Origin of the sequence: Ammoniphilus sp. YIM 78166, assembly GCF_004522215.1 — a bacterium.
In the GTDB taxonomy this organism is placed as follows: Bacteria; Bacillota; Bacilli; order Aneurinibacillales; family RAOX-1; genus YIM-78166.
The window spans coordinates 570,793-596,729 of sequence record NZ_SDLR01000005.1 but is presented as its reverse complement, the minus strand read 5'-3'; the positions used below and the strand labels follow the sequence as shown (position 1 = coordinate 596,729).

The window sequence follows — 25,937 nt, the reverse complement described above, 5'->3', positions numbered from 1 at the left end:
GAGGCGATTACAGACATGATTTTCCTGGGGGCGATCGGGATTTTACTTGTGCTCGTCGGTATTTACACTTTATTTCGAGTAGGCAGGCCGGCAACAAGCAGTAGTCAGGCGATGGCAGGAACGGGATTAGCTGGTGGAACACCCTCTTTATTAAAGGATGATGGATCAGCGGACCTTGGAGAATGATGAGTATTCTTACTTACCTGGGAGTATCTGTTGGGAATTGTTTATCTCTAGGAGGTGAGTAGCTCTCTGCATTCTATACCCTTAATCCTCCTTGTTAATCGTGCCTCAGGCAGTTTGCTCAAAAGTGCTCTAGCATGGGAAAATAAAGGGAACAAAAGAAGGAGGCGATTCACATCGGATTCAGGAAAGAAAAGACGACCCCCATGTTAGAAGCTTCTCTTTTTCGGGCACGTGGAGTAGTTTATGCGGAGTATGCAGCAGATTTTGAAAAAAAGCTGCAGGTAGCGAAAGAACGCGAGAAGGAATATTATGAGCTTAAAGCCAAGGGCTTTGCATAAGTCAAAAAAGAAGAATCGGGTTCTTTCGATTCTTCTTTTTTTAATTGCCTACTACCTACCGGTTTCCATTTGCAAATTATAAGATAGGATTTCATTCGGTGTCGTGAGCTTAAAACCGAAGGATCCGTAATCCATGGTCACTTGTTCTCCGAGGACTGCTCGCGAAGGTCCGTCAATCATGAGGACGACCCCCTCTTCTTCTGCAACTACTTCTTCTCTATTGGGCTCATCCAGAGCCAATGTCAGCCGAAGCCCTCCACCTCAGCCATTAGTGAAAATCGCTGTTAGTCGAACCGCAAGTCCCGAGTTTCCTATTTTATCCTTCAATTTCTGAATGGCGGCCTCTCTTAGGTTAAATTTCATAACAACCACCTACCCTCTTATTTCTTTTTGTTATGGTAGCAGGAAAAAAAACAAGCGTCAAATGATGAAATCAGAATATGGTTGGAAGATAATATGCCACATTTGTAGTCGTAACCTAATAGGTGTCGTAAAATATGGTAAATCCGAACGTGTTTTATGGAATTTGGAGGGAGAATTCACCCCGTGAGTAATCTACTAATCAAGCAGGGCCACATTGTCACTGGAGATAACCAAGAAAAATGAAAAAGCTAGAGACTTGTCCTCTGTGCCAAGCCCCACTTGTGAGCCATACTTTACTAGATAAAAAAGACAAGGTGAGATATTTATGGTGTTCCAAGCAGCCATTGCACTTCCGCTGGGAGTATCCTGTTGAGCGCTCACAGAAAGAAGGGGGAGGAGGAAAAAGGTGAATCCCATTTACGATTTGTGAACCATCGAAAAAACCGATGCATATCATCCGAAACCTCTATTTTTTAGATGGAGAGCGAGCTGATATGATAAGTGTAATCACACTTATTGGAGGTTTGAAAGGATGTTTCTCTCGAAAATGGCTGCACTCATCATTGTTGATGTACAAAAGGCGTTTGACGATCCGTCTTGGGGGCAACGCAACAACCCTCAAGCGGAGACGAATATTAAGCAACTATTAAAGAAGTGGAGGGAGACGGAACGGCCTGTTTATCATATTCAGCATGTTTCGAAGCGGAGTCCATCCTCCCTGTTTTATTTTGAAAAAGAGACCTGTGAGATCAAAGAAGAAGCGAAGCCATTAGAGGGTGAGCCCGTTCTAACGAAAAGTGTTAATAGCAGCTTTATTGGGACTCACCTAGAAGAGTTTCTTCGAGAAAGAGGCTGTGACACTGTGGTGGTCGTGGGATTAACCACCAATCACTGTGTGGAAACCACAACGCGCATGGCGGGTAATCTAGGTTTTAATACCTATCTGGTATCAGATGCAACCGCTACATTTGATCGGGTGGGTCCGGATGGACGGAAATATCGAGCCGCCGATATTCATCAGATGACGCTTGTGAACCTTCATGAGGAATTTGCAACGATTGTAGACACAAGAAGCATAATCGAAATGCTCTAAAAACCAAGGAAAGGCTAGCTCTCGTAAAAAGAGCTAGCCTTTCCTTGACTCTCATTTTGATTTAAAGTGTTCCTTCAGAATCTCCAGAAAGTTTTCAGCGCGTTCTTTATAGCAGAGCTTGCCGTACTGTTGATGCAGTTTGATGTTTTCATTATAAGAATCTAAAAGTGAGTCAATTAATGAGTACCTTTCATCATCTAGTTTTAGCTTTTCCATACTAATCGACCTCCTTTTATTCCGCGGTTTACCTTATTAATTCCATATTACGATAAGAACAAGCTATAATCAATCAGAATTATTAGATAATTAGTTACAAGAATCGAGGAAAATACCCAAAATAATAGAGTATAGGACAACAAGGAGGAATATTCCTCCTTGTTGTTCAATTTAATTTAATAATCTCATCAGGATATGCTCAATGATTTCTGCATCAGAACCTTCGATAGATAGTTTTAGCTGATCCTCGGGGTGTAAAGATAAGGTGACTAACCCCATGAGATTTCTTCCATTCACTATATAATCATCCTTCACGATCAGAACTTCCGATTCAAAGCGGGAGCATTGAGAAGCGATCTCCTCTAACAGGTGATATGGGATGGACTTATGAAGGGTTACAGACATCATCTTCATCTACTCCTTTCGAAGAATAGGTTTAATTTAGTAATTTAAATATATAGCATGGAAAGAAAGGATACATGGATTGTGGAATATAATCTAACATAGAAGTTTGGAGAGTTGATACCTAAGTGAGAGATTATTTTACATGTCAAAGGTAGAGCTTTTTCACCAAAGGATTCGACACCGCCTGATGTCGAATATATTAGAAGAGGCAGATATCTAACAAAGGGAGGAATCAATTCGATGAAACGTGTGGTGTTAACAGATGAACTCCTAGAACAATGGGCTTCGGATTATTATGATCACTTGGTTCGGATTAGCTCAAAGGGTATCACCTTTGAACAATTTATTGAGCGTAAGCTAGGTCAACTGCGAAAAAGGCTGGTTTGTTTTTAGTTCTGACAAAAAAATGCGTGCTTTCCAGCAGGAAATCCTATATATTGAGGTCATCTAGACTAGACAAGAGGACTGGAGAGAGGCATAACATGATTTTCTGGAATGTGGGGAAATTAGCGGAGCAGATAAAACAGGGGGATCTCTCCTCGAAGCAAAAGGTTAAGTATCTCATAGTAGTATTTGTGTTTTTGGGTATTACCCCTTATGCCTATTTGGGTGAAGCCTACAGTTCGGCATACGGATTAGAGGTCCTGGTGGTATTATTTGCAACGATATGGGGCATTTTATATTGTCATGAAGCGAATGAAGAAGGTGACGGCAAAGATTTTTTTGAACGATTTATCTGTATTGGTGTGCCGGTAGGGGTAAGGATCATGGTATTTAGCTTGCCTTTCTATCTCATTTTATCTAGCCTATTTGCTTTTTTTACGCCTATTGAGTATGATACAGCCTTTCAATATGATTATGGGGACGTCCTGTTTACGGTTATCATTGAAGTCGTGTTTTATTTGCAGGTTAGGAAATGGATCTGCTTTATCTCAACACCCCAAAAGACCAATGTCGAGTGACGTTGGTCTTTTTGTCAACAGTTTTCTCACCGTCCATTAGAGGTCCTAGCGTGTCTTTTAAGATTTTCAAATGGCTTCATAGTGGGCACTCCAAGAATTAGATTTTGGTTTTAGAATGAACCTTTTTATTTCTAGCTATACATATGATGTGGGAGAGAATAGAGGGGAAAGGAGGAGAAATTCTTACCATAATCCTGACGTAATCGCTTAAATCAACGGAAATAACTTAACATAGCATTTGAAATATTTCCCTTTTTTGTTTATATTTAAGCAAAGATCATCTTCGCTTGCATTCAAATAAGAGGGAGGAGGGCGCATGTGATCTATTGGTCGTTGCCGTTTGTGGTGATCATTAGCCAGTCCCTATATGACCTTGCGAAGTATTATAGCGAAAAAGGAATCGACGACTTTCCATTATGGTATAAGATCTATTTTGTGTTAGGAACGGTTCTCATAATTGGAATACCAAATTTTCTTGTGTATGACGTTTATATGCATTCCAATGTTTCTTTCTGGCGAGTATTTATCCTTATCCTGTTCTTGAATACCATCATTTTTTACTGGCTAGTAAAGCTATTTAGCTCCTGTCGGATATCAAGAGATGAATATAATGAGGACTAAATCGAAGGGTACTTAAAGCTAGTACCCTTTTTCCATCTGCAGAATCCATTCTACGCATTCCTTCCCGAAGCTTTGTTCAAGAAGTTCTTGACTCCAGGTCCATGCTGGTTTGAAATTTTTTAAGGAGAAAAGCTCAGGGCTCAGCTCAGCTTCCTTCCTTTTTTGGTAATTCACGCAGAAAAAGTGTTCATAGTCTTTGCCCCACCGTGAAAAAGGAGCCGTTTCTGGAGTAATCGCTGTGATCAGGAGTTTCTCCCCATCTTCGATGATATCAAGAGGAAAAAGAGAACAGCTAAAAGGCTTGAGAAGCCATGGGCTCAGTTTGTTCTCCAAGGCGTAGCGATGGATGCTGCAAAAAGATTGACTTTCTTGCTTGCCAAGGAAAAAGCAGTCCCCCTCGCAGTCTTTGATGGTTGGGGAGAAGGTTTCAGATACTGATTCAATATACCCTGTTTCCTGCGCTTCTTTTTGCCGTTTGGGATCTAAGTGAGTCTGGATAATCTCCTGTGCATGCAAATGGAGGCGGTTGAGGTTATCTGGTTTCATGGAGTAGGGCTGACCGCCTTCACAACAGGTCGTTGAATGAACGAGCTTGCAATTAAGACAATCCAGGTTCACTGGAGTGAATAGCACGGGGTCAAAGTGGAAGCGGCCCATGGTTTGGATGTTCGCCCGTTTCATGTACTTTTTGTAGTGGTAGGCCTCTTTCGAGGATAGGGCATCGTTTGTGCCATAATAATTAAGGGATGGCATAAAACCTCCTGAATGTTTTAAGAGGGTGTCCGATAAGCCTTAAGCCTACGGACACCCTCTTCGATTTATTGTAAGTTTTTTTATTTTGCTAGGCTTAGAAAAGAGCGTTCAACCACTTCAAATTCGCCCGTACCACGGATCAACTTTTTAGCATGGGTTGTTTCCGGCTTAAGAACGCGTACCATGTATTCAATCGCTACTTCTGGATCCACGGTTTCCCCACAGGTATAGCAATCTAACGCAGCGAAGCCGCGCTCAGGGTAAGTATGGATAGAAAGATGGCTCTCGGATAAGAGGACTAATACTGTTGCCCCTTGAGGGTCGAATTGCTGGGCTTGTACGGAAAGCACTGTTGCGCCACAGGCTTCAGCTGCTTCAACCATCTGTTTTTGAAGACGCTCTGCGTTGTTAATAAGTTGGAAATCTACACCCCAGCAATCGATTGCTACATGTCTTCCAAAAGTTGAATATTCCATCTTTCTATCTCCTCTCTGAATATCTTAATGAACGAATCATTTTTCACAACGTTAGTAACTATAGCATGTTTCGACACGGTCTTCAATCGTAATTTTTGCATAAAAAAATAAATACCCCCAACCGCAGTTGGAGATATTATTTTTTATATAGTTAAAGAGCCTCTAGGACAAATAATTCATGAGATAGAGCTTTTAGCTTTTGATCAATTTCGGCAACGAACTCTCCCTTCAAGCGCTGGTCAAGCAGTTGATTGATCTGCAGCTGGATCCATGCAATTTCATCCTCAACGGTGCGATCCGCATACATGCGTGTGATTTCACCTAAGGTGTCCTTATACTCATAAATCAGACGGGTATGCTCGCCACGACATTCTTGAATTTTCGTGACATTACCATAAGCATAGCAATATTCCATATGATAGCCTTCATACATCCTGCGGACCTGTGCATGTCCCTCGAATTGCTGTACAGCAGCGCGGAAAGTATTGGCTAGCTTTACGTCCTTTAGGATAAAGGATCCCTCAAAGACATAGCGCTGACCATAAGGATGGAAGGTCAAAGGTATCTCAAGCCCTTGATCTTGGATGATAAGCTCCTGATCTCCGTTCTCTAATACAAGAACTTGAGTAGGAGTTTGTTGTGTGTCAAAAAGCTTTAAAAAAGATTGCACCTGGGACCGTGTTAAATCTAGCTTCAAGAATAAGTAATGAGTGGCTAACCGCTTAGCCATAGTATCTCTCTCCTAATTAACCGGATATCTATATTATATATCATTTGCCCAAGAACTGCTTGTGAACAGAGTGTGTGGATTTGCAAGGAGAGCGAATCTAGGAACAAATTTTGTGAGGAGCTCGTGGAGATAAATAGAATCCTCGCGATTTCTTTGTTTTGCTCTTGATCTCTCGATAAATGAAGAAACCAGCACATTACCTCGTCCATGGATTTATAAACTTTCCGAATTACGATGACGCGTGTGTATAGATTGCCTCTCTTTTTATTCGTTGTTGGAGCATGATGACATAGAGGATATCAAAGAAGAATGTAGCGACATAGAGAAAGGTAAGCAAGGAGGAGGCTGGATAGAAAGAGTAGCTCACAATGGAAGCAAAAATCGTCCCGATTAGCTTAAAGACGGCAATATACATGGATTGTCCTCTTATATCATCCCTGCGAAGAAGCATGAAAACAAAAAGAATCGACATGAGGAGGTTCAAGCCATAGGCTGAGTAACCGCCATCCTGATTGGCGAACTCGATGGCGATAAAATAATGCAAAGAGAAGGCAATCACAAAAGCGCTAACGAGTGTAGGCAGAAACCAACGATCGGATAGAGGGTTTGGGAGATCATCTCTGGAATAAAGAATAAATTGATAAAGAATGATCATATCGAGTCCTAGCCATAGATAAATAATGTAGTTAGCGGGTGGGGCATGTGGAAAAAGAAAAGAATAGATATATTCCCATGTGACATTTCCGCACAAAGCAGCAAAGGGCATTCCACAACGCTTATCAATAAACCCTCTGTAAATAATCATCCCATACGTTAGGATCCAAAAAATCCCAACCATGATCGTGAACAATAACTCCAATTCCGGCGGGAGCAGATGCTGTCTAGTCAACCCCATAAAACCCCTCCTTATTGTTCATGAAGAAGCAATTACTCCAGTATACAAGAGAAAATAAGGAAATATGTTCATCCTTGTCCTAAACTTCTATTTTAAGAATAGATTGGTGGGAGGAGGGGAGAGTATGGATTGGAAAAGAGTATGCTATTGTGGGCTTACGATCGCTGCTGGGGGAATGGTTTATGTTCTGACGGATTCCCTCCCAGTAGCTATCCGGATTACGCTTGGTATTTTTACAATTGCCTTGATCTTATGGCTGACGGAGTGGGCTCCTTTTTTCGTCACTTCGTTTCTTATCTTATTTTTGGAAGTCGTGTTTCTCCAGCCCTCTCTCCATAATAAAGGCAGTGAATTGTTTTTTGAGCCTTTTTTTAGTCCGGTAGTAACTCTTTTCCTTGGCGGATTTTCCCTTAGTTATGCAATACATAAGTACAAGCTTGATCATGTGCTGGCCGTGTGGTTGCTTAAAAAAAGCGAAGGAAACCCAGAGAGGCTCCTAAGCTTTCTCCTTGTGTTCAGTGCAGCCGTTTCGATGTGGTTTTCGAACACAGCCACGACCCTTTTACTCATGACGCTCATGCTCCCAATTATCAAGCAAGGCCTTTCCCCGATGCTGATACGATCGATTCTACTGGCCATACCGATTGGATCCACGGTTGGTGGTATGGCCACTCCCGTGGGCACACCGCCCAATGCCATTGCAATGGGCGTGCTGGTAAAGTATCAGATCTCGTTCTCCTTTTTGGAATGGATGGTTGCAACGGTACCCATTTGTGTAATCACCTTACTTCTGGTGAGGCTTGGATTGAGTGTGCTGTTTCCCCTAGAGAAAGGGGCGTCCTTACGAATTGAGCTTACCCAGCCTCCTCGTTTGGCTATTGAAGCATGGGGAGTATTGGTGATTTTTCTGATTACTGTCGCCTTATGGTTAAGCGCTCCTTTTCACCATATATCTGAAGGGGTGGTTGCCCTGGTACCGTTTATCCTTCTGTTCCTGTCCGGTCTATTGCAACCAAGGGAATTTAAAGAAATGGGCTGGGATACGTTGTTTTTAGTCGGGGGTGGAATGAGTCTTGGAGTGGCGATGAAGGAATCCGGCCTAGTGGATTGGGTGGTTGTCGTTGTATCCGATGGACTTCTTCCTTTTTCTATGCTTATTGTATCCCTAGGTGTGCTGACGCTTGTCTTATCAACGGTGATGAGTAATACAGGAGTTACAAGCTTAGTCATTCCCTTAGCCATCGTGCTAGGTAACGAGGGAACGATTTTATCTAGTGTCATTTTTATTGCACTTTCCTCTTCTCTCGCCTTAGCTTTGCCTGTTTCCACACCTGCTAATGCCATTATTTTTTCCACGGGCTACGTAAGATCGATGGACATGATGAAAATGGGAGGATTGGCTTCGCTTGTCGGATTGCTCACTTTATATTTGGCCTCCGTTCTCTATTGGCCGTGGTTGTGATAAGAGAAAAGCGGAATATGGTACAATAGGTAAGAGAATCTCCAACAAATTTAACAACGGAGCGAGACAGAATGGACGAGCAAAGAACGAAAGAGATGGTGGAACCCATCGAGGAAGAGGATGATCTAACCCAGGAACTCCTTGAACGAAGCCAGCGTCGGAGAAGGCGCGTAAGACAAGTGGTATCGGTGGTGTTAGTATTCGCTCTTACCATCAATATTCTTGCTATATGGCCGCATGTCCTCAAGTGGGAAGCCGTAGAATTTCTTCGAATCTCATACGGGCTATACCAGGATGAGCAGATGCAAGCCAAAAAGCAAGCCGTGGTATCCGTGGTTGGACGTGACCGCAAGGGAACCGGATTTGTAATCGATCCTTCCGGGATCGTTATAACGAATCATCATGTGATAGAAAATGAGTCGGGGCTCTATCTGAATTTTGCTAATGGAACTACACTAGTACCAAAGATAGAGCAGTCATTACCTGAGCATGATTTAGCGATCTTGCGCATAGAAGAATCCCACTTGCCTTCTCTAACACCAAATTACGAGTATGTATGGGAAGAGGGGGAGCCAGTCACGTTTATTGGAAATCCGCTGGGCTTTCCTTGGGTGGCGAATGCGGGAGAGCTGATCGGTGAGATTAGAGTAAGAGACATAGAGCATCCGGTCATGATGATCAGAGCTCCTGTTTATCAAGGCAACAGCGGCAGTCCTGTCTTTAATCGAGAAGGAGAAGTAATTGCTGTCCTTTTTGCCACGTTGCCTCAAGGAAAAGAAACCGTGGGATTAGCGGTTTCTATTCGTCATTTAAGAGGCAAGTTAAAGTGAAAATAAGATCATCGATTCTGAAGGCCCATAAGAAGTTCGTAGGATCGCAGCCTGTCCTGATGATCATAGATGTGGCTGGCGACCATTAGTTCATCAGCCTGAGTATCGTCTAGAAAGGCTTGCAATTTTTCCTGCACCGTGGCGGGGCTTCCCGCAATCGTGGATTTTAGCTGCTTATGGACAATGTATTTTTCTTGTTCATTCCAAAGGTCGTCCATTCCTTTTACAGGAGGCTGTAACAAGCTAGGTCTGCCTCGAATAAGATTTAAAAAACTTTGTTCTAGTGAGGTGGAGAGCCAAGCTGCTTTCTCGTCCGTGTCTGCCACGATTACATTTAACCCTACCATCGCATAAGGTTCTTGGAGATAGGCTGATGGTTTGAAGCTTCTGCGGTATTGGGCAAGTGCGGGAAGGGTGTAATCGGGTGAAAAATGGCTGGCAAAAGCAAACGGTAAACCCAATTGTCCTGCTAATTGGGCGCTGAAGTCGCTTGAGCCTAATAACCAAATCGGGATAGATAGACCTTCTCCAGGTATCGCCCTGACTTGCAGATGTGCCTCCATGGCTGATGGGTTAAGATAGGAGCGAAGCTCATGCAGAAGTTCCGGGAATTCCTCTCCTCCACTCATGAAGTCGCGGCGGAGCGCACGAGCGGTGGTGGGATCTGAACCTGGAGCCCTTCCGAGTCCAAGATCGATTCGACCAGGGAACATAGATTCCAATGTTCCAAACTGTTCAGCAATCACTAAAGGAGCATGGTTAGGAAGCATAATACCCCCGGCTCCAATTTGAAGGGTTGAGGTACCTGCAGCTAAATAGCCGATTACGACTGAAGTGGCTGAGCTAGCAATTCCAGGCATATTGTGATGCTCGGCTACCCAGTAACGCCGGTACCCCCATTTTTCCGCATGCTGGGCGAGATCTAGACTATCTCGGAATGTGTCCGCTGCCGTCCCGCCTTCCACAATGGGACACAAGTCCAGGATGGATAATGGAATGTCTTGTAGCCGATTGGTATTAGACATAAGTTACCTCCGTAACGTGAATTCAAGATCTATATTATTATAATCCTAGAGGCGCTATGTTAGTAAGAAAGGATAGAGAACTGATGCAAGTAGGTCAAAAATTGTTGTAGGGAGTATGTGTGATGTCAAAGATAGCCAAAACCAATGCCATGCGTATATTGGATCAGAAAAAGGTTGTGTATCAAGTTTTAACCTATGATTCTGAAGATGGAAGAATCGATGGTCTAGCTGTGGCTGAAAAAGTAGGGAAAGATCCTGATCAAGTATACAAAACTCTCGTCGCTCATGGGATAGGTGCAAATATTTATGTATTCGTGATTCCCGTTGCCGATGAACTCGATCTAAAAAAGGCAGCGAAGGCTTGTGGGGAAAAAAAGCTTGAGATGCTCCCAGTAAAGGACATTTTAAAATGGACAGGCTATATCCGCGGGGGATGTTCTCCGGTTGGCATGAAGAAGCTGTATCCTACTTTTGTTGATCGAAAGGCGGAAGCTTTAAACGTGATTATTGTTAGCGGCGGGAAGATTGGAGTTCAAGTGGAGTTAAGTGTACAAGACCTCTGTCGCATCACGGATGCGAGGGTGGGGGACGTGGTGAAGGAGTGACGGGGGCCTTCCGAAGTATTCATAATCATCATGAGCGTCAGAAAAACGCTCATGATGTGAAAAAGTTGGCATCTACAAATCCGTCACTGCCCCTTGAGACGCCGATGATACAAGTCTTGCGTATTTATTGAGCACCCCTCTTGGATAGCGTAGGGGAGGTTCTTTCCAATCTTTGCGCCTATTGGCCATTTCCTCTTCCGAGACGTCCATGCTCAGTTCCTGGGTTTCGCTGTCAATGGTTATGAGATCCCCGTCACGAAGAAGGGCGATCGGTCCGCCGACCTGAGCTTCTGGAGCAACATGGCCAACCACTAAACCGTGGGTTCCGCCGGAGAAACGGCCATCGGTGAGTAAGCCAACTTTTTCCCCAAGTCCCTTTCCGACAATAATGGCCGAGATGGAGAGCATCTCCGACATACCTGGGCCGCCTTTAGGGCCTGCATAACGAATCACCACGACATCCCCAGGCTGGATGTTGTCTTTTAAAACGGCATCTGTTGCTTCTTGCTCGGAGTCGAAAACGCGGGCTGGTCCCGTAATTTTCTTGACTTTTAAGCCAGACATCTTGGCGATTCCGCCCTCAGGAGCCAGATTTCCTCTAAGCACGTAAAGCGGTCCTGTTTCGCGGATCGGATTGTCCATGGGTCGGATAATGACCTGGCCTTCTTTTAGTGGAGCTACTTCTGTCAGGTTTTCTTCCAATGTTTTTCCGGTTACGGTTAAACAGTCTCCATGGAGTAAGCCGGCCTCAAGAAGCTGTTTCATGACCGCGGCAACGCCGCCAACATGGTGGAGGTCCTGCATGACATAGCGACCGCTCGGCTTCAAGTCTGCCAAGTGCGGGACCTTAAGGCGGATGCGCTCAAAGTCATCGTATGACAGCTCTATACCCACGGAATGCGCCATGGCGATAAGGTGAAGAAAAGCATTCGTTGAGCCTCCTAGCGCCATGACTACCGTAATGGCATTTTCAAACGCTTTTTTTGTCATAATATCTTTTGGATAAATCCCTTTTCTGAGAAGTTCCACGACGGCTTTTCCTGCTTTTTCACAGTCCTCTAGCTTAAGTGGGGTTTCCGCGGGATTGGAAGCACTACCAGGCAAACTCATCCCCATGGCTTCAATGGCTGAGGCCATCGTATTGGCTGTATACATTCCTCCACAGGAGCCCGCTCCTGGACAAGCGTGGCATTCAATATCCTTTAACTGCTCTTGGTCAATCGTACCTGCACTATACTGACCTACGGCTTCGAAAATAGAGACAATATCAATATCTTTTCCTTCTCTTGACTTTCCTGGGGCAATGGTTCCCCCATAGACAAAGACTGCCGGCACATTCAGTCTACCGATAGCAATCATGCAGCCGGGCATGTTTTTATCACAGCCGCCAATCGCCACGAGGCCATCAAGCCGCTCAGCACCCATCACGGTTTCAATCGAATCAGCGATAACCTCCCGACTTGGCAAGGAGTAGCGCATTCCCTCATGGCCCATGGAGATGCCATCTGATACTGTAATGGTGTTAAAGATAATGGGAGCACCCCCATTGGACTTTGCGCCTTCTTTGGCCTTAGTCGCTAAAGCGTCTATATGTACATTGCAAGGGGTTACTTCGCTCCATGTACTTGCGATGCCGATCATGGGCTTTTTGAAGTCCTCATCCTTGAAGCCTACGGCTCGAAGCATTGCTCGATTGGGGGCGCGGTGCTCGCCTTCACTAATATCGATACTGCGAATTCTTAAATCCTTGTTTTCTTGATCAGCCAATTAGAACCCTCCAGTTGGATATTTTTACCTCTCACTTGTATAGTATCCACTTAATTCAATGGATTTAAAGCATCCTGTAAAAGAAATTAACGTGAAAGGAGGGGCCCAGTCGGGCCCCTCTGCTTCTTATCGATAAACTCCCCATGGTGGTCTTGGTCCCCATGGCGGTCTACCCCACGGAGGTCTATGTCCCCACGGAGGCCTAGGGTAGCCCCACCCTGGAGGATAGGCCCCCCAAGGCGGCGGATAGCCTCCCCACGGCGGAGGCGGGGGATAATAACCACCCCAAGGAGGTGGTGGCGGATACCCACCCCAAGTTGGAGGGGGATAGCCGCCAACCTGTGGACTAACGCCTGCTTGCTGCCTGACACTTTCCTTTTTCCATTGGCCCATTCGCATTCTCCTCTCTTTAACTTCAAAGACAGGATATTCATCTAAAGTGGGTTTTGATTTAGACGATCGCCTGTTTATTCATCACTGTTAGATTCGTTCACTAGAGTAGTGTGAGATTATATAACCATAAAAAGGTAAAATTACACTCGAAGGAGAGATCACTCTTTAAACGGGGATGTAATCGTTTAATTGATGTTAATTTAACTGCCATAAGTTTTGTTGTTTTTTCCAAAATGTTCTATAGTTGAACTTATCAAAGAACATGGAGGGATGATATGAAGCTTTTATTTGAAGTTCTCATCCTCAGTGTTTTATATCAGGTTAGTGTTTCGATTACTAATCTGCTTAACCTGCCTATACCTCCAGTCCTTGTTGGGATGGGATTATTGTTCATTCTGCTTGCGACTGGGATCATTCGTCCTAAACACATGGATCGGTCTAGCCAATTTTTCTCCAGGCACCTCTTCTTCTTTTTTATACCGGTGGTCGTGGGAATCTTGCCCTACTGGGAGGTCATGAAGCAAGGAGGATGGTATCTGCTCATTACGGTGATCATTAGTACGACTGTTGTACTTCTTTCCACGGCTTTCGTTACCATGCTGTTTAAGAAAGGGGAGAAAATGTAGATGATGGTTTATCTGTTTTGGTTGATTGTGACGCTGATTATCTATATAAGTGTTGTTCTTCTAAAAAAACGATATCCTAATGCATGGCTTAATCCCATTGTCGTTTGTCCGATTGCGCTCATCCTTTTGCTATGGTTAACACACACTGATTATCTCGTGTATCATTCGGCTACGCAACCCATTACTTTTTTTCTAGGACCGGTGGAAATTGCACTCGTCATCCCATTGTATAAGTACCTTTCGGTGTTAAAACGGCATTTTTTTCAGGTGATTACAGGGGTTTTAGTTGGTACGGTTGCTGGCGTTTTTATTGTCATTTGGGTGGCAAACTTTTTTGACTTGAGTCCGTCCACGGTGGTTTCGCTGGCCCCTAAATCCACCACAGCACCCATGGCCATGTCGGTATCTCAATTCATAGGAGGATATCCTGAGCTAACGGCTATTTTTGCTATGATGACAGCCTTGATAGGGATGATGATTGGGCCGCCTCTTATTAGTTGGTTGGGTATTAAGAACAAGGTTGTTAAGGGCTTGGCTATGGGTACAGCGGCATCGATGGTCGGTGCTGTCAAGGCTGCGCAATGGGGTGAACTCGAAGGAGCCATGGGCGTATTGGGCATGACCTTAGTAGCCATCATCATGCCGATCATTGCGGGACTACTATTTGTATATTTATAAAAGCAAAAAGTACATCGTTAGGATGTACTTTTTTCATGAGCAACTTTAGGAATCGATCGTAAAGTCAAAGTAGGGATGCTTATAGACCCGAATAAACTCAGGGTGTTTTTCCAGGGTGACTTCCAAATCTTCAGGGGAAAATAGGAAGTGATCGTTTTCTAGTTTAATCTTAGGTCCGTAGGCATAAGCGATCCAAACCAGCTTAGAGCAATAGGTAGATCTCCGAAGGTCATCTAGCGGGATACTCTCGGAAAAGGAGAACGAAGGTCTTTCAATTCCTTTTTTGCGATTCCTTCGATAGTAATTTAGGTACTTTTCTGCAGTGTTCCTAGCGATTAACCCAACTTTCGGATCCTTGGGCCGATAGTGGGCATGTAAGGGATGCTCTTCGAGAAAACTAGCGACAGAATATTTACGAATGTACGGCTTGGTAGAGACGGCTTCAATTATTGTTTTCTCATCATAAACAATGGCGGAATGTCCCATCAGACCAGGAGGAAGGGATCCTACGTTGTCGCAGGCGACTAAAACATCTCCTGGTAAAAAAGTACGATCTCCAGGCTCGATATGATCCCCCTGTACGATAAATTCTCTGGTTAGGGTCGATTCATCTTGCAGAACTCCTTTACAGAGAACCTTGCTTTTTTGATTTTGCGGTAAGCTTAAGGGAAATTGAAAGGTCCGCGCCGTGCCAGGAAGCGCGCCAATATAACGTTCATCTAAATAAAATTCGACTCTTGTTAAAGGGGGATTGGTAGTATTAATGCTTACTTCCAGTAATCTTCCTTTTCTAGATATATCCACAAACATACTCGTCACTTTTATTTCACCTCCATTATAGCCTATTCCTAGTCAGGTGGAGGTGTGAGAAAGGAATGAGTACATGAAAACAGTATCCCTGCACAAAATATCCAAAAGGAGGCTTGATCTACAAATGGAATGGATTTGGAAGGCAGTTCTTATGGTGGTTGGAGGAACCATTCTTCTAAGAATAGCTGGTAGAAAATCGATTGCCCAGATGACCTTGGCTCAAACGGTTATCATGATCGCCATCGGTTCCTTGCTTATACAACCTGTTGCCGGAGAAAATATATGGATAACATTCGGAGTTGGAGCCGTGTTGGTTCTTACCCTCATTGTGTTGGAATATGCACAGATAAAATCAGATCTGTTGGAAAAATGGATCACCGGAAAGTCTGTCGTCTTGATTGAAAACGGCCAACTAGTTGTAAAGAACCTGAAAAAATATAGACTAACGGTGGATCAGCTTGAGATGCAGTTAAGGAAGTCAAGTATAGGGAAAATCAGTGATGTTCAGTGGGCTACGATCGAACCGAATGGTCAGCTGGGCTATATGCTCAAAGAGCCTAAGCAGACGGCGACGAAGGAAGATATTAAAAAAATAATGGATATATTGGAAACCCGCTTGCCTGCTATGAACTTTATGGCCACCCAGTCTCAAGCACAGACCCAAGCTCAAACACAGGCCTCTCTTTTTAGTGAGGTTGCCAACAATGGTCATAAAGATTCACCCCCTCAAAAATTGCAATAGAAGAGGTGCGTGTTACATTTCCTCTTCTTTTTTGTTATGCGGAAAGAGATGATGATTTTCTTCCCTTGCGAGGGGGTTCTTGCACTAGGATGACGGCAGTAATAACCAACACCACACCACCATATTGCCAGAATGTTAAAGTCTCTCCAAATAAAAGGAAGGACATGAATGCAGCGATAACCGGTTCAAGTGTCGCCATGATGGAGGCCCGGCTGGACTCAAGCATCTGTAAGCCTTTAGTGTAGAAAATAAAAGCTAACGTAGTCGAGAAAAAGCCAAGCCCTCCGATATAGAGCCAGACTTCTCCATTTAAAAGTAAAGGAAACACCTTCCATACCTCACTGAAAGGAGTGATGGCTATAGCTGCAAAAACAAAGGTGTAGACGGTAATGGTTAGTGAATCTAATTTGCGTAAGGCCATTTTTCCAAACACACTGTAGAGAGCATAGAACAGCCCTGAACCTAGGCCAAGAATAAGGCCATAGAGGGAAATGCCCTCGGTGGTATGAGGGAAGATTCCAATAACTAAGGTACATCCTAGTAAGGTCACGAAGAGTGCTATCATCTTTCTGGTCGTTAAAGCCTCTTTAAAGAAAAGCTTAGAAAACAGTGTCACAAACGCAGGTGCTGTATACAGCAGAATGGCGGCGATTGAAATTGAAGTCTCCTGTATCGCATGGAATAAGCACAAATTAAAGAAAACAATGCTTACAATCCCTGTGCCTACAAAATATTTGGCATCCGTAAGTTTAATTATTAGTAGGCTTCGATTTTTATAGAGAACATAGACAATAAGGAATAGGCTCGCAGAAAGGGCTCGAACGGACACGACTTGAGTAGGTGTAAAGCCTATTTCATACAGATAGGTTACGAATACCCCGATAATTCCCCAAAAAAATGTTGCGATCATAATATAGACATAAGCTAGGTTTTTATTCATTTCAATTCTCCTGTTTCAGTTATTCGTATAGGAAAGTGTAAAACGACCAGAGTGGTTTGTCCATCTGTATTTAAGGTCTTTTTTGTTGTAGCAGTTTGTGCTACTGTTTAAGTTATCTCAAATCAAAGGAAAAAGGAACATGGCTATCTATATTACGATCCTCATCAATACATTCCTTATGATAACTACAAGCGGCATCAAGCCGGTTGTTTCCCTATATGCTTTCACGCTAGGTCAATCTCCAGCAGAGATTAGTGTCATCATCGCCAGTTATGCTTTGCTACCGGCTTTCTTAGCCTTGCAAATTGGAAGGTGGGCAGACCATTACGGGACACGTCCGGTGGTGACAGTCGGTAATGGTATGTACATCATAGCTTTATATGTGAGCGCCTTGCATCCCGGTTTTATAACTTTTTTATTCCAACAAGCGATGTTAGGGGTTGCTTTTACCTGTATCGTTCTGTGTCTTCAAAAAAGGATGGGGAACTTTGGAGGGAACGTTGACCGTAATGTAGCTAATTTCACGTTGTTTGCCTCAGTAGGGACCATGATTGGACCGATTTTAAGTACCTATTTGTATGAACACTACGGGTACTTCATCTGCAGCACGGTGAATATGGTGTTTATGTGCATTGCTCTGGGAAGTGAGTTCCTAATAAAGAATCCAGATGGTGAAACAACTACCCCTCGTGCTTTAGAGCTTGAACAGGACTTAGCAAATCGGGATTCAATCTGGACATTAATGAAAGACCGTACCTTAAGAAATTCAATTTTAATCGGGGGACTGGTTCTAACAAATCGTGAGTTGTTTTCGGCGTACTTCCCGCTACTTGCCGATAATATGGGAATTAATCCAACAATGACAGGGCTGATCTTATCTTTTAGTGGACTCACGATGCTCTTAATTCGATTCAGCCAAACGAGACTGGTTGAATCCTTTGGACGAATGAAGGTATTAACCTGGTCCCTCTACATCAGTGGTATCGTCTATTTCCTTATTCCTTATTCTAACTGGCTTCTCGTTTTATTCGTATTAGTGGGGATATTAGGCGGAGGCTTGGGGCTTGGACAACCCTTGAGTATTGCCTCCGTGTTAGAAGTAAGCCCGCCTGAACGACGCGGGGAGGTGCTAGGCGTTAGACTTACGGTTAACCGGATCTCCCAATTCAGCATTCCCCTAGTGTTTGGCGGAATTGGCGGGGTGCTCGGTGTTTCTTTTATCTTTTGGGTCAGCGGCTTGGTATTAATGGGCTTTGGTTATTTTACGCGAGCGAAGCCGGTGATTGTCTCTTATGATTCTTCAGAAAAGCAGATACTTTAAATGATAGGGATAAATATAAAGAAAATGGGTTATCATAAGAGGGCAAGAATAATTTACCATCTAAACGTATGGGTACATCTTAGGAGGAAAGAAATGGAACACGGCAAGGTGAAATGGTTTAACAGCGAAAAAGGATTTGGGTTTATTGAGCGTGAAGGCGGAGACGATGTATTTGTTCATTTTTCCGCAATTCAAGGTGAAGGGTACAAGTCGCTAGATGAGGGTCAAGAAGTGACCTTTGATATCGAGCAAGGCCAACGTGGTCCCCAGGCAACTAATGTACGCAAAGCATAAGGATAAAAAAACAGACTCCTAGCGGGGTCTGTTTTTATTTACTTTACCTGGTCTTTTTAATACTTTTCTTGGTTAAAGGTTTCATGGTTGAATTCTGTCTTTTAATTTCCAGGATGCGACGAAGCATAGTCTTGTCTTCAAGCTTTCTGAACAAAGAAAGACCAGGATATACGTTGGCTTCAATCAGCCAGAGTCCTCCACTCTCATCTACGCCAATATCAAAGCCAATGATTACGATTTCGGGATAGTACCTTTCAAGAAGCTGTACGGCCTTGATGGCTAATGTTTCCATTCGCTCAATGACTGTTTCCTTCTTTGAAGGATTAATATTAGATCTCTCTACGGCTTCTTCTACAGGAACTGCGGTTCCGTTGCTTTGGCAATTATTTGTGACAAAGTAGCCTACTCCTGCAATTTTTGCTACTTTCCCTGTGACCTGCCAAGGTGTTTCCTTGGTTCGCTGAACCATGACTCGAAAATCAATTGGGCGGTCTTCAACGGTTGCTAGGGTAATATAACGTTGAATAATATAAGCTGTAGTCCCTATTTTTTGGGAGATCTTGTCGTAGGCTTTCTGGACCCCATTCACGATCACTTTCATATCATTATAATGTATCTCTAAAGCCTGTTTCCCAAGAGCCGCAACCTTGATGATACCTCGTCCTTTGGCTCCTCCTGTTGGCTTTAAGACAATAGTTTTATGCAATTGAAGCATGCTAAGGAAGTTTTGTTCGTTAAAAACGCGGGTATCTGGTAAACTTCCAGCAATCTGAGGATCTTGTTGAAACAAAGCATGCTTGGTCCACTTCGATTTATTTATTTTGCGCTGCATACCAATCCTCCTCAAAAGGTAAAATCTATCTCTTCCTAAGGTATGAGATGGTAGAGAGGATGGTTTGGATTTTGGGTAAAAATGGTTGAGTAACATCTAGGTATGTTTGGGGATAAGAGAGAAGGCAATGGAGGGATGTATGAGAGTCCTTCTATAAGAATAGGATTCCCATGCAAATTGACGATAAATAAGGAAAAAGTATCTATTCATTCCAATGATCAACTAATGCAATGGCCGAGACAGTATGATAAATTAAGTCTTGTCGCTAAGACAAACGTGAACAAACATGAGATGGTGCGTAGTTGCGCTAACCTGGATGTAGGTTGGTGAGGAAAGTCCAGGCTCGCATGACCTGAGATGGTTATAGTGATCGTGCCTGCCGCAAGGCAGGGCAATTCGGCGGAACGCTGAGTTGACGGCGGGAAAACAAGCCTAAGGCTCACGCTAAGGCTGGAGTACCCTGAAAGTGCCACAGAAACGGTGCAGCTTCCGAAAGGAAGCTGATGGAACGGGTAAACCCCACGAGCGAGCAACCCAAATATGTTCCCAGAATGGGAATTGGTAGGGGCATCATCCGGAGGGAACATAGAACTGATGGATGGCAGGGGAGTAATCTCCTGAGTCAAATGACTACACCTAACGTGCGAGGCCAAGGCGGTCGTAAGCAGCACAATAGGAACAAAACCTGGCTTACAGCCATTTCATGAAGCCTTTTGATTCACTACAACACTTGGCGCTTGTCGTTCAATGGATAGGACACCAGATTCCGGTTCTGGCAATGGGGGTTCGAATCCCTCCAAGCGCGCCACATAATTGTTTAACCAAAATTACATACCGTGCTAGATGGGGAGATGGCGGTGCCCTGTAACCTGCAATCCGCCTTAGCAGGATTGAATTCCCATCTAAGGTACAATGGTGTAAGGTCTGCCTTGTGCAGATTCGTGTTGACAGTCAGGTCCTGCGCAACAGAAACCCATTAACCTGGTCAGATCCGGAAGGAAGCAGCCATAAGTGGATCATTCTGTGTGCCGCAGGGCAGCCTGATTCGAGCGAATGCTCACAAGTAGCGCTTGGATCATTGGAATCGAAGGTGGGTGCACGGTGTTATTACATAGTATGTAGAAAAATGGATATGGAAAAAAGCCTCTTTTGGATGAAGGGGCTTTTTTTATGTAAAAAATCACTCAGGCCCTACGGGCAGGCGGTTCGCGGCGGGTTGAATTTGGGAAAATGGGTACCTTCATTCATACTGTTTCCAGCACGTCACATGGTACGGCCACCCTAATACGCCATAAATTTAACCTCCTTCCTTCGGTTTCCCATTCCGCCATCCATTCCCTTGGTACGACAGGGATATCCTCGTAGAGATGGAGGGAGTTTAAGATTACACACTGAAGCATATCATTGGAGGAAAAGCCAAATGTATATACAACAAGTTCAAGAAAATAACAATAATCAAAAGTTGGTCCCAAGTGCTGGATTGGCATTGGATGCAATGAAGTTCGAGATCGCCCAAGAGTTTGGCATTCAGTTGGGGGCTGAACAAACGGCGAGAGCGAATGGAGCGGTTGGAGGAGAGATCACTAAACGGTTAGTGCAGTTTGCTGAACAAGCACTTGCGAGTAGTCATATAGTTCACTAAAGGGGTGTGTTTTACCCCTTTTTGCTTTGTTTTAAAATGATGTAGATCGAATGAGTAAGAATGCCTTGTCCTACAATCATGGAGATCACAAACAAAATCCAGATGGTGATGACTACGGCTTGGCTTGGTCCGTTCCCAATGGGCCCAACCTTAGGGGCAAAGAAATGATGGAGTTTCCAGAATGAATAAGCCAAAAAAAATATCGCTGCGACGAGATTGATATAAGGATTCATAAAAGGTAAGACTCTCCTGACCGTTATTTTGTATAATTATAGCAAAATAATACCTGGTGGAGGACGGAGATTTCCGATTATTCCTAGACTCATTATTATCATTATTGATATTGATAATGATGAGTCTATGGTGTATACTAGAAATAATATCACTTTTGATAATGAAGGGGCTAACGATGAAAAAGAATGCTGATATTATCCTTCATCCGATACGTATGAAAATTATACAGGTGCTTGGCGGAGGAAAGGCGTTGAGTATCCAACAAATTGGTTCCGTACTTTCCGATGTGCCTCCCGCTACGCTATACAGACATGTAAATAAACTGCTTGAGCATGGGTTTCTAGAGGTTGTACAGGAAAATCAAGTACGCGGAACGGTGGAGAAGATTTTAAAGATCAACGATACCGCCTTTAGCAACCAAAACTTAGGTGAACTCTCGCCACAGGAACATCTTTCGCTATTTACCACTTTTATGACCAATCTTGTCGGCGAATTTAGTCAGTATGTAGAACACCCTGATTTTTCCCCCGTCGAAGACGGCGCGATGTACAGGCAAGCCTTGGTGCACTTGAACGAGACCGAGTGGCAGGAATTCTTGAGTGAGCTGACTCAGGTGTTACGAAAAGCGATAGAAAAAGAGCCGCGAGAGGATCGGAGCGTACGAACGATTTCAACTATCATTATCCCACAAAAGAAGAAGAAGGAAGGATCTAAATGAATAACTTTACCGAACTAGAGGTTATATTCGAAAGCAGTGTTGAGTTATACGGTACCATAACATTGCCTCAAGACGAAGACACAGAGCACCCTGCCGTCATTATAATCCCGGGGAGCGGTCCGGTGGATCGGAATGGAAATATTGGTCAGGGTAAGCTCACTACAAACCTGTATCAAGAACTAGCCCATTTGTTTGCCGACCAAGGGTATGTTACGCTCCGCTATGATAAGCGTGGAACAGGAAAAAGTGGGGGTGAATATCTAAGCACAGGATTTTGGGACCTGGTCCATGACGCAGAAGAGGCGCTATTGTTTCTCCAGCAACATCCCCAAGTAGACTCTTCCAAGATCGTATTAGCTGGACATAGCGAAGGAACCGTTATTGTGACTGCTGTTGCAGAGAGGAAAAGCCAGGTTGCCGGTATCATGCTTCTAAGCGGGGGAGTAGATAATCTGGGAGAGGCTCTTGTTCATCAACGCAAGCGATCCTATAAGGAGCTGAAAAGCAAGAAGGGCGTTATGGGCTGGTTTTTTCGGAGAGTCATTGATGAAGAAAAGCAAGAAAAAAAGGTGTTTAAGCAAATGAAGCCTGTCTTTGAATCGGATAAAGATGTAGTAAAAATCCAGGGGTTTTTTAAGCAACCGGCAAAATGGCTACGTGAACACTACGCTTACAATACAAGGGAAGCGTTATCCAAGATCAGCTGCCCTATACTAGCCATTCAGGGAGATAAGGATCCTCTTGTGGAAAATGAGGTGCTAAAGGAACTTGCTGAGCTTGCAGCAGGACCTTCTGAATACTACATTATTCCGGATATGGAGCATGCTTTGAAAGAGCAGCAAGAACCACGAACGATCTTAAACTATAAGAAAGTAGTGAAGGATACGATCAACAAGCCCATTCACCCCCTAGCCAAAGAGAAAATGTTAAGTTGGTTAGAACGAATCTAAAGAGTCTCTTCAGGACTCTTTTTTTGTATAGAAAAGAAGCGAATCGCACACCCTTTAATTGGAAAGAGGTGGCAGCATGGACTCTGGGGATTCTGATCGTGAACAGCATAAGCTTACCCATAATCTAAGAAAAAACTTGGAAACCCTTAAAGAGGTTTTTAAAGATAGTTCTGATTTTATCGTTCGAGAATTTACATTTGCTGAAGAAAGTCGTGCGTTTCTCGTTTATCTTGACGGTATGGTTAATTCAGACGCAATCAGTGACTATGCTCTAGGACCACTCTTGATGCGTTTAAGGCTGCCGTTGGATAATGGCTACGAACCAGATTGCCGACTGAAGAAAATGCTAGAAAACAATGTTTGGGTAACCGAAGTAGTCGAAACCGTGGATTTGGATCAAGTTACGGTGGGGATCTTAACCGGTAACGCTGCGTTGTTCGTCGAACGTTATGAAAAGGCTATTTTGTTGACCGTTCGGGGTGGGACAAGACGAGGAGTACAGGAACCAACCACCGAATCGGTTATTCGTGGCCCGCGGGAGGGCTTTACAGAAAATCTCCGAACCAATACGGCTTTGGTTCGCTTTAAGTTAAAGACGACAAAGCTTAAGCTCATTAACCACTCCTTAGGAGAGCACACCCAAACCGTGGTTACATTGGCTTACATAGACGGACTTGCCGACCCGAAAGTGATTGAAGAGGTTCAGAAGAGATTGCGTGACATCGAGATTGATGCTGTGTTAGAGACTGGTTATATTGAAGAATTAATTGAAGACAATCCTTATTCTCCTTTTCCTCAGTTGCAATATACAGAGAGACCCGATACCGTAACCGCACAGCTGCTAGAGGGACGGTTTGCGATTTTTGTAGATGGAACTCCGTTTGTTTTGATCGGGCCGGTTACATTTGGCCAATTCATGCAAGCATCAGAAGACTTTTATGAAAGATATATGATTGGAAACTTTATTCGTTGGCTTCGCTATCTTTTTTTATTTGTGTCGCTGCTCTTGCCTTCCATCTATATTGCGGTGATCACCTATCATCATGATATGTTGCCTACGAACTTGCTGTATAGTATAGCAGCAGCTCGCGAAGCGATTCCTTTTCCCGCCCTTATTGAGGGGTTGATTATGGAAGTATCCTTTGAAGCGCTGCGTGAGGCAGGTATACGACTTCCGAAAACCATCGGGCAAGCGGTAAGTATCCTTGGTGCGCTGGTCATAGGTCAAGCGGCAGTAGAGGCTGGCATTGTCTCTGCGCCGATGGTTATCATTGTTTCTCTGACAGGGATAGCTTCCTTTACCATTCCTCGCTATAACTTTGCCATATCTATGCGGATTTTGCGGTTTCCACTGATGATCTTGTCTGGAATATTTGGTTTGTTAGGCATCGTGGTGGGCGTAATGTGGGTGGTAATTCACTTATGCCATCTTCGTTCTTTTGGTGTTCCTTATCTTTCCGGTATTGCCCCCTATAGTCAATCTGCAATGAAGGATATCTTTATCAGAGTGCCGTGGTGGAAAATGATTCTGCGACCTAGATTTTACAGCCGTCAAGAAAATTATAAGAGAATGAAAAAAGGGATGAAACCCACACCTCCGGCAGAAGAGAATGGGGGTCTTTCATGAAAAGCCGAGTACGAACTTGTCTTATTTCTCTATGTCTGTTAATCATTCTTCCTGGCTGTTGGGATCGAGTAGAAATCAATGATGTGGCTTTAGTTGCAGGGACAGCTATAGATAAGCAGGGTGGGGAATACGAGGTCACCATTCAAATTCCTTTACCGGGACAGATGGGCGGCAGTTCGGGCGGCGGAGGCGGAGGAACGGCGGGCAGCGGTATGTGGTATGCCGAGTCTAGTCGTGCTCCGACTATTCGAGAAGCGAATGAACAGCACCAGAAGCGAGTTTCTCGAGAACTAAACTTTTCTCACCGGAGAATTTTTATTATTGGAGAAGAGGTAGCCAAAGAGGGAGTGGCCCCTATCATGGATGTAACGGTCCGGGTTCCTCAGAACCGGCTCAGCTCGCTCATTGCCGTTACTAAAGGAAAGGCGCAGGAAGTACTAGGTGCGGACGCTCCGATCGAAAACCTGCCATCGGAAATGATTCGGGAACTCACTCAGAATTCAATGGTTCACCCTCCCATTATTAAAAACTTTGTGCGAATCCTTTTAAGAGAAGGGATTGACCCCATCATTCCTTACCTTTCCGTCGTCCAAACCGCACCAGGAGCAGAAGGCAAGACACAAACCACGATCCAGTTGGAAGGTATGGCTGTATTTAATGGAGACCAAATGACAGGAGTATTAAAAGGTGAGCAGGCTAACGCATTAATGATGGTGATGGATGAGGCCCCCAACCCGAGTGTCAAGGTGAAGCCACCGAGAGGGGAGGGGGAAATTGTCATACAGCTGCAGGAAATAAAGGTGAAGCTGTTGCCGCAAAAAAAAGGTCCCCATTACCATATGAATATTCGACTCCAGGCTCGAGGTAGGATTACGGAAAATGAATCTAATTTTGTGATTTCCAACCACCGAGAAATGGAACAACTCTTTAACCAAACGATCCAGAAGAATATTGAAAAGAGCATAGACGTGCTACAGCATGAATATCATTCTGATCCCATAGGGATGGGCCAGTTGATACGCCATCGCTACAAAGAAGATTGGGAAAGCTTAAAGACAGACTGGAAAGAGCATTATGCAAGAGTCAAGACCAACGTGGACGTCCAGATTACCATCGAAAATACAGGATCGATTACATCGAAGCCTTTTGGGTACAAAGAAGGAGAATTGATACGATGACAGTGAGCTTGGCCTACGGCGTAGCAATCGCATTAGTAATCTTGGTGGCTCAATGGTCTTCTCTAAAAAAAGCCTCAAAGGCGACCCGCTGGATGTGCGGCATCTTTCTTGGTATCCACTTGCTGATTTGGGGATATCTTTCCTTGATGCAAGAGCATGTTCGACCTGCCCTTGTGCTTGAAGCTATTTTAAACTGGTTTAGTCCTGTTTAAGGAGGGAGGGATT

33 protein-coding genes, 1 tRNA gene and 2 other RNA genes are annotated in these 25,937 nt (G+C 44.1%); 23 read left to right on the top strand and 13 right to left on the bottom strand.

Features of this window, described 5'->3' with window-relative positions; all coding sequences use genetic code 11:
• The first annotated feature begins 15 nt into the window (after window positions 1-15).
• Window positions 16-186, top strand: a complete 171-nt coding sequence (locus EIZ58_RS33810) for a hypothetical protein (RefSeq protein WP_167577931.1) — start codon at window positions 16-18, stop codon at window positions 184-186.
• Between the two features lie 203 nt (window positions 187-389).
• Window positions 390-524: a YuzK family famiily protein gene (locus EIZ58_RS34930; protein WP_255438395.1), complete on the top strand. Its 135-nt coding sequence runs from the start codon at window positions 390-392 to the stop codon at window positions 522-524.
• Between the two features lie 51 nt (window positions 525-575).
• Here the strand turns inward: EIZ58_RS34930 and EIZ58_RS24175 are convergent, their stop codons facing one another.
• A complete protein-coding gene (locus tag EIZ58_RS24175; protein WP_134703501.1) occupies window positions 576-764 on the bottom strand; it encodes a hypothetical protein in 189 nt (62 codons plus the stop codon).
• A 655-nt stretch (window positions 765-1,419) separates the two neighbouring features.
• On the opposite strand from EIZ58_RS24175, the gene EIZ58_RS24170 reads away from it, so the two are divergent.
• The gene (locus tag EIZ58_RS24170) at window positions 1,420-1,980 is read left to right on the top strand and encodes a cysteine hydrolase family protein (RefSeq protein ID WP_134703500.1); all 561 of its coding nucleotides are present in this window, start codon (window positions 1,420-1,422) and stop codon (window positions 1,978-1,980) included.
• A 51-nt stretch (window positions 1,981-2,031) separates the two neighbouring features.
• On the opposite strand, the gene EIZ58_RS33805 is transcribed toward EIZ58_RS24170, so the two are convergent.
• Window positions 2,032-2,196, bottom strand: a complete 165-nt coding sequence (locus EIZ58_RS33805; protein WP_167577930.1) for a hypothetical protein — start codon at window positions 2,194-2,196, stop codon at window positions 2,032-2,034.
• A gap of 171 nt (window positions 2,197-2,367) precedes the next feature.
• Window positions 2,368-2,604 carry an HPr family phosphocarrier protein gene (locus tag EIZ58_RS24165; protein ID WP_167577929.1) on the bottom strand — a complete coding sequence of 79 codons (237 nt, stop codon included), beginning with the start codon at window positions 2,602-2,604 and terminating at the stop codon, window positions 2,368-2,370.
• A 237-nt stretch (window positions 2,605-2,841) separates the two neighbouring features.
• Here EIZ58_RS24165 and EIZ58_RS33800 point away from each other — a divergent pair, with 237 nt between their 5' ends.
• The 3 genes from EIZ58_RS33800 to EIZ58_RS24155 all read left to right on the top strand — a co-directional run bounded on the left by EIZ58_RS33800 (window position 2,842) and on the right by EIZ58_RS24155 (window position 4,184).
• A complete protein-coding gene (locus tag EIZ58_RS33800; RefSeq protein WP_167577928.1) occupies window positions 2,842-2,994 on the top strand; it encodes a hypothetical protein in 153 nt (50 codons plus the stop codon).
• An 89-nt stretch (window positions 2,995-3,083) separates the two neighbouring features.
• Complete coding sequence (locus EIZ58_RS24160; protein ID WP_134703498.1) at window positions 3,084-3,563, top strand: hypothetical protein; 480 nt, start codon at window positions 3,084-3,086, stop codon at window positions 3,561-3,563.
• A 318-nt stretch (window positions 3,564-3,881) separates the two neighbouring features.
• Window positions 3,882-4,184: a hypothetical protein gene (locus EIZ58_RS24155; protein WP_134703497.1), complete on the top strand. Its 303-nt coding sequence runs from the start codon at window positions 3,882-3,884 to the stop codon at window positions 4,182-4,184.
• Between the two features lie 18 nt (window positions 4,185-4,202).
• Here the strand turns inward: EIZ58_RS24155 and EIZ58_RS24150 are convergent, their stop codons facing one another.
• The 4 genes from EIZ58_RS24150 to EIZ58_RS24135 all read right to left on the bottom strand — a co-directional run bounded on the left by EIZ58_RS24150 (window position 4,203) and on the right by EIZ58_RS24135 (window position 7,038).
• Window positions 4,203-4,937, bottom strand: a complete 735-nt coding sequence (locus EIZ58_RS24150; protein ID WP_134703496.1) for a DUF3109 family protein — start codon at window positions 4,935-4,937, stop codon at window positions 4,203-4,205.
• 80 nt (window positions 4,938-5,017) lie between these two features.
• The gene (gene speD, locus EIZ58_RS24145; RefSeq protein WP_134703495.1) at window positions 5,018-5,413 is read right to left on the bottom strand and encodes an adenosylmethionine decarboxylase; all 396 of its coding nucleotides are present in this window, start codon (window positions 5,411-5,413) and stop codon (window positions 5,018-5,020) included.
• Window positions 5,414-5,564: 151 nt separating this feature from the next.
• Window positions 5,565-6,143, bottom strand: a complete 579-nt coding sequence (locus EIZ58_RS24140) for a non-ribosomal peptide synthetase module (protein WP_134703494.1) — start codon at window positions 6,141-6,143, stop codon at window positions 5,565-5,567.
• Window positions 6,144-6,372: 229 nt separating this feature from the next.
• Window positions 6,373-7,038, bottom strand: coding sequence for a transmembrane-type terpene cyclase (locus EIZ58_RS24135; protein ID WP_134703493.1), 666 nt, complete (start codon window positions 7,036-7,038; stop codon window positions 6,373-6,375).
• Window positions 7,039-7,162: 124 nt separating this feature from the next.
• Between EIZ58_RS24135 and EIZ58_RS24130 the strand changes: the two genes are divergently transcribed.
• Together EIZ58_RS24130 and EIZ58_RS24125 are read left to right on the top strand one after the other, a co-directional pair.
• Entirely contained in the window at window positions 7,163-8,500 is a 1,338-nt protein-coding gene (locus EIZ58_RS24130) for an SLC13 family permease (RefSeq protein WP_167577927.1), read from the top strand.
• A 71-nt stretch (window positions 8,501-8,571) separates the two neighbouring features.
• Entirely contained in the window at window positions 8,572-9,330 is a 759-nt protein-coding gene (locus tag EIZ58_RS24125; protein WP_134703491.1) for a S1C family serine protease, read from the top strand.
• Between the two features lie 8 nt (window positions 9,331-9,338).
• Here the strand turns inward: EIZ58_RS24125 and EIZ58_RS24120 are convergent, their stop codons facing one another.
• Window positions 9,339-10,355 carry an LLM class flavin-dependent oxidoreductase gene (locus EIZ58_RS24120; RefSeq protein WP_134703490.1) on the bottom strand — a complete coding sequence of 339 codons (1,017 nt, stop codon included), beginning with the start codon at window positions 10,353-10,355 and terminating at the stop codon, window positions 9,339-9,341.
• 122 nt (window positions 10,356-10,477) lie between these two features.
• Here EIZ58_RS24120 and ybaK point away from each other — a divergent pair, with 122 nt between their 5' ends.
• Window positions 10,478-10,960 (top strand): Cys-tRNA(Pro) deacylase, encoded by a 483-nt coding sequence (gene ybaK / locus EIZ58_RS24115; RefSeq protein WP_134703489.1) that lies wholly within the window; start codon window positions 10,478-10,480, stop codon window positions 10,958-10,960.
• Between the two features lie 72 nt (window positions 10,961-11,032).
• On the opposite strand, the gene ilvD is transcribed toward ybaK, so the two are convergent.
• Window positions 11,033-12,727 (bottom strand): dihydroxy-acid dehydratase, encoded by a 1,695-nt coding sequence (gene ilvD / locus EIZ58_RS24110; protein WP_134703488.1) that lies wholly within the window; start codon window positions 12,725-12,727, stop codon window positions 11,033-11,035.
• 668 nt (window positions 12,728-13,395) lie between these two features.
• Between ilvD and EIZ58_RS24100 the strand changes: the two genes are divergently transcribed.
• Both EIZ58_RS24100 and EIZ58_RS24095 read left to right on the top strand, forming a co-directional pair.
• The gene (locus tag EIZ58_RS24100) at window positions 13,396-13,746 is read left to right on the top strand and encodes a CidA/LrgA family protein (protein WP_134703487.1); all 351 of its coding nucleotides are present in this window, start codon (window positions 13,396-13,398) and stop codon (window positions 13,744-13,746) included.
• Window positions 13,747-14,424 carry an LrgB family protein gene (locus EIZ58_RS24095; RefSeq protein ID WP_134703486.1) on the top strand — a complete coding sequence of 226 codons (678 nt, stop codon included), beginning with the start codon at window positions 13,747-13,749 and terminating at the stop codon, window positions 14,422-14,424.
• Window positions 14,425-14,469: 45 nt separating this feature from the next.
• On the opposite strand, the gene EIZ58_RS24090 is transcribed toward EIZ58_RS24095, so the two are convergent.
• Window positions 14,470-15,243 (bottom strand): hypothetical protein, encoded by a 774-nt coding sequence (locus EIZ58_RS24090; RefSeq protein ID WP_240689361.1) that lies wholly within the window; start codon window positions 15,241-15,243, stop codon window positions 14,470-14,472.
• Window positions 15,244-15,358: 115 nt separating this feature from the next.
• On the opposite strand from EIZ58_RS24090, the gene EIZ58_RS24085 reads away from it, so the two are divergent.
• A complete protein-coding gene (locus EIZ58_RS24085; protein ID WP_134703485.1) occupies window positions 15,359-15,976 on the top strand; it encodes a DUF421 domain-containing protein in 618 nt (205 codons plus the stop codon).
• Between the two features lie 34 nt (window positions 15,977-16,010).
• Here the strand turns inward: EIZ58_RS24085 and EIZ58_RS24080 are convergent, their stop codons facing one another.
• Window positions 16,011-16,916 (bottom strand): DMT family transporter, encoded by a 906-nt coding sequence (locus tag EIZ58_RS24080; protein ID WP_134703484.1) that lies wholly within the window; start codon window positions 16,914-16,916, stop codon window positions 16,011-16,013.
• Between the two features lie 139 nt (window positions 16,917-17,055).
• On the opposite strand from EIZ58_RS24080, the gene EIZ58_RS24075 reads away from it, so the two are divergent.
• Together EIZ58_RS24075 and EIZ58_RS24070 are read left to right on the top strand one after the other, a co-directional pair.
• Window positions 17,056-18,237, top strand: coding sequence for an MFS transporter (locus EIZ58_RS24075; protein WP_134703483.1), 1,182 nt, complete (start codon window positions 17,056-17,058; stop codon window positions 18,235-18,237).
• A 93-nt stretch (window positions 18,238-18,330) separates the two neighbouring features.
• Entirely contained in the window at window positions 18,331-18,531 is a 201-nt protein-coding gene (locus EIZ58_RS24070) for a cold-shock protein (protein WP_134703482.1), read from the top strand.
• Between the two features lie 43 nt (window positions 18,532-18,574).
• Here EIZ58_RS24070 and EIZ58_RS24065 read toward each other — a convergent pair whose 3' ends face one another.
• On the bottom strand, window positions 18,575-19,363 hold the full coding sequence (locus EIZ58_RS24065; RefSeq protein ID WP_167577926.1) for a YheC/YheD family protein: 789 nt from the start codon (window positions 19,361-19,363) through the stop codon (window positions 18,575-18,577).
• A gap of 290 nt (window positions 19,364-19,653) precedes the next feature.
• On the opposite strand from EIZ58_RS24065, the gene rnpB reads away from it, so the two are divergent.
• The 4 genes from rnpB (at window position 19,654) to EIZ58_RS24045 (ending at window position 21,005) form a co-directional block, all read left to right on the top strand.
• An RNA gene (gene rnpB / locus EIZ58_RS24060) (RNase P RNA component class B) lies at window positions 19,654-20,061 on the top strand.
• A gap of 35 nt (window positions 20,062-20,096) precedes the next feature.
• A tRNA-Arg gene (locus EIZ58_RS24055) sits at window positions 20,097-20,171 on the top strand.
• A gap of 26 nt (window positions 20,172-20,197) precedes the next feature.
• Window positions 20,198-20,465, top strand: an RNA gene (gene ffs / locus EIZ58_RS24050) — signal recognition particle sRNA large type.
• A 318-nt stretch (window positions 20,466-20,783) separates the two neighbouring features.
• Window positions 20,784-21,005: an alpha/beta-type small acid-soluble spore protein gene (locus EIZ58_RS24045; RefSeq protein ID WP_134703480.1), complete on the top strand. Its 222-nt coding sequence runs from the start codon at window positions 20,784-20,786 to the stop codon at window positions 21,003-21,005.
• An 11-nt stretch (window positions 21,006-21,016) separates the two neighbouring features.
• On the opposite strand, the gene EIZ58_RS24040 is transcribed toward EIZ58_RS24045, so the two are convergent.
• Window positions 21,017-21,238, bottom strand: coding sequence for a hypothetical protein (locus EIZ58_RS24040; protein WP_134703479.1), 222 nt, complete (start codon window positions 21,236-21,238; stop codon window positions 21,017-21,019).
• 176 nt (window positions 21,239-21,414) lie between these two features.
• Between EIZ58_RS24040 and EIZ58_RS24035 the strand changes: the two genes are divergently transcribed.
• The 5 genes from EIZ58_RS24035 (at window position 21,415) to EIZ58_RS24015 (ending at window position 25,924) form a co-directional block, all read left to right on the top strand.
• Window positions 21,415-21,957: a helix-turn-helix domain-containing protein gene (locus EIZ58_RS24035; RefSeq protein ID WP_167577925.1), complete on the top strand. Its 543-nt coding sequence runs from the start codon at window positions 21,415-21,417 to the stop codon at window positions 21,955-21,957.
• Window positions 21,954-22,907: an alpha/beta hydrolase gene (locus EIZ58_RS24030; protein ID WP_134703477.1), complete on the top strand. Its 954-nt coding sequence runs from the start codon at window positions 21,954-21,956 to the stop codon at window positions 22,905-22,907. The genes EIZ58_RS24035 and EIZ58_RS24030 overlap by 4 nt, the downstream gene beginning before the upstream one ends.
• 76 nt (window positions 22,908-22,983) lie before the next feature.
• Entirely contained in the window at window positions 22,984-24,534 is a 1,551-nt protein-coding gene (locus EIZ58_RS24025) for a spore germination protein (protein WP_134703476.1), read from the top strand.
• Window positions 24,531-25,712, top strand: coding sequence for a Ger(x)C family spore germination protein (locus EIZ58_RS24020; RefSeq protein ID WP_134703475.1), 1,182 nt, complete (start codon window positions 24,531-24,533; stop codon window positions 25,710-25,712). The genes EIZ58_RS24025 and EIZ58_RS24020 overlap by 4 nt, the downstream gene beginning before the upstream one ends.
• On the top strand, window positions 25,709-25,924 hold the full coding sequence (locus EIZ58_RS24015) for a hypothetical protein (RefSeq protein ID WP_134703474.1): 216 nt from the start codon (window positions 25,709-25,711) through the stop codon (window positions 25,922-25,924). Before EIZ58_RS24020 ends, EIZ58_RS24015 begins: the two co-directional genes overlap by 4 nt.
• The last annotated feature ends 13 nt before the right edge of the window (window positions 25,925-25,937 follow it).

What these genes read in the sequence shown, in the direction of transcription:
- ybaK (WP_134703489.1), top strand. Translation starts at nt 10,478, where the DNA reads ATGTCAAAGATAGCCAAAACCAATGCCATGCGTATATTGGATCAGAAA.
- EIZ58_RS24160 (WP_134703498.1), top strand. Translation starts at nt 3,084, where the DNA reads ATGATTTTCTGGAATGTGGGGAAATTAGCGGAGCAGATAAAACAGGGG.
- EIZ58_RS24045 (WP_134703480.1), top strand. Translation starts at nt 20,784, where the DNA reads ATGTATATACAACAAGTTCAAGAAAATAACAATAATCAAAAGTTGGTC.
- EIZ58_RS24030 (WP_134703477.1), top strand. Translation starts at nt 21,954, where the DNA reads ATGAATAACTTTACCGAACTAGAGGTTATATTCGAAAGCAGTGTTGAG.
- EIZ58_RS24080 (WP_134703484.1), bottom strand. Translation starts at nt 16,916, where the DNA reads ATGAATAAAAACCTAGCTTATGTCTATATTATGATCGCAACATTTTTT.
- EIZ58_RS24075 (WP_134703483.1), top strand. Translation starts at nt 17,056, where the DNA reads ATGGCTATCTATATTACGATCCTCATCAATACATTCCTTATGATAACT.
- EIZ58_RS24020 (WP_134703475.1), top strand. Translation starts at nt 24,531, where the DNA reads ATGAAAAGCCGAGTACGAACTTGTCTTATTTCTCTATGTCTGTTAATC.
- EIZ58_RS24120 (WP_134703490.1), bottom strand. Translation starts at nt 10,355, where the DNA reads ATGTCTAATACCAATCGGCTACAAGACATTCCATTATCCATCCTGGAC.
- EIZ58_RS24040 (WP_134703479.1), bottom strand. Translation starts at nt 21,238, where the DNA reads ATGAATCCTTATATCAATCTCGTCGCAGCGATATTTTTTTTGGCTTAT.
- EIZ58_RS24100 (WP_134703487.1), top strand. Translation starts at nt 13,396, where the DNA reads ATGAAGCTTTTATTTGAAGTTCTCATCCTCAGTGTTTTATATCAGGTT.
- EIZ58_RS24035 (WP_167577925.1), top strand. Translation starts at nt 21,415, where the DNA reads ATGAAAAAGAATGCTGATATTATCCTTCATCCGATACGTATGAAAATT.
- speD (WP_134703495.1), bottom strand. Translation starts at nt 5,413, where the DNA reads ATGGAATATTCAACTTTTGGAAGACATGTAGCAATCGATTGCTGGGGT.
- EIZ58_RS33805 (WP_167577930.1), bottom strand. Translation starts at nt 2,196, where the DNA reads ATGGAAAAGCTAAAACTAGATGATGAAAGGTACTCATTAATTGACTCA.
- EIZ58_RS24095 (WP_134703486.1), top strand. Translation starts at nt 13,747, where the DNA reads ATGATGGTTTATCTGTTTTGGTTGATTGTGACGCTGATTATCTATATA.
- EIZ58_RS24085 (WP_134703485.1), top strand. Translation starts at nt 15,359, where the DNA reads ATGGAATGGATTTGGAAGGCAGTTCTTATGGTGGTTGGAGGAACCATT.
- EIZ58_RS24140 (WP_134703494.1), bottom strand. Translation starts at nt 6,143, where the DNA reads ATGGCTAAGCGGTTAGCCACTCATTACTTATTCTTGAAGCTAGATTTA.
- EIZ58_RS33800 (WP_167577928.1), top strand. Translation starts at nt 2,842, where the DNA reads ATGAAACGTGTGGTGTTAACAGATGAACTCCTAGAACAATGGGCTTCG.
- EIZ58_RS33810 (WP_167577931.1), top strand. Translation starts at nt 16, where the DNA reads ATGATTTTCCTGGGGGCGATCGGGATTTTACTTGTGCTCGTCGGTATT.
- EIZ58_RS24065 (WP_167577926.1), bottom strand. Translation starts at nt 19,363, where the DNA reads ATGCAGCGCAAAATAAATAAATCGAAGTGGACCAAGCATGCTTTGTTT.
- EIZ58_RS24070 (WP_134703482.1), top strand. Translation starts at nt 18,331, where the DNA reads ATGGAACACGGCAAGGTGAAATGGTTTAACAGCGAAAAAGGATTTGGG.
- EIZ58_RS24165 (WP_167577929.1), bottom strand. Translation starts at nt 2,604, where the DNA reads ATGATGTCTGTAACCCTTCATAAGTCCATCCCATATCACCTGTTAGAG.
- EIZ58_RS24150 (WP_134703496.1), bottom strand. Translation starts at nt 4,937, where the DNA reads ATGCCATCCCTTAATTATTATGGCACAAACGATGCCCTATCCTCGAAA.
- EIZ58_RS24125 (WP_134703491.1), top strand. Translation starts at nt 8,572, where the DNA reads ATGGACGAGCAAAGAACGAAAGAGATGGTGGAACCCATCGAGGAAGAG.
- EIZ58_RS24130 (WP_167577927.1), top strand. Translation starts at nt 7,163, where the DNA reads ATGGATTGGAAAAGAGTATGCTATTGTGGGCTTACGATCGCTGCTGGG.
- EIZ58_RS24135 (WP_134703493.1), bottom strand. Translation starts at nt 7,038, where the DNA reads ATGGGGTTGACTAGACAGCATCTGCTCCCGCCGGAATTGGAGTTATTG.
- EIZ58_RS34930 (WP_255438395.1), top strand. Translation starts at nt 390, where the DNA reads ATGTTAGAAGCTTCTCTTTTTCGGGCACGTGGAGTAGTTTATGCGGAG.
- EIZ58_RS24025 (WP_134703476.1), top strand. Translation starts at nt 22,984, where the DNA reads ATGGACTCTGGGGATTCTGATCGTGAACAGCATAAGCTTACCCATAAT.
- EIZ58_RS24170 (WP_134703500.1), top strand. Translation starts at nt 1,420, where the DNA reads ATGTTTCTCTCGAAAATGGCTGCACTCATCATTGTTGATGTACAAAAG.
- EIZ58_RS24015 (WP_134703474.1), top strand. Translation starts at nt 25,709, where the DNA reads ATGACAGTGAGCTTGGCCTACGGCGTAGCAATCGCATTAGTAATCTTG.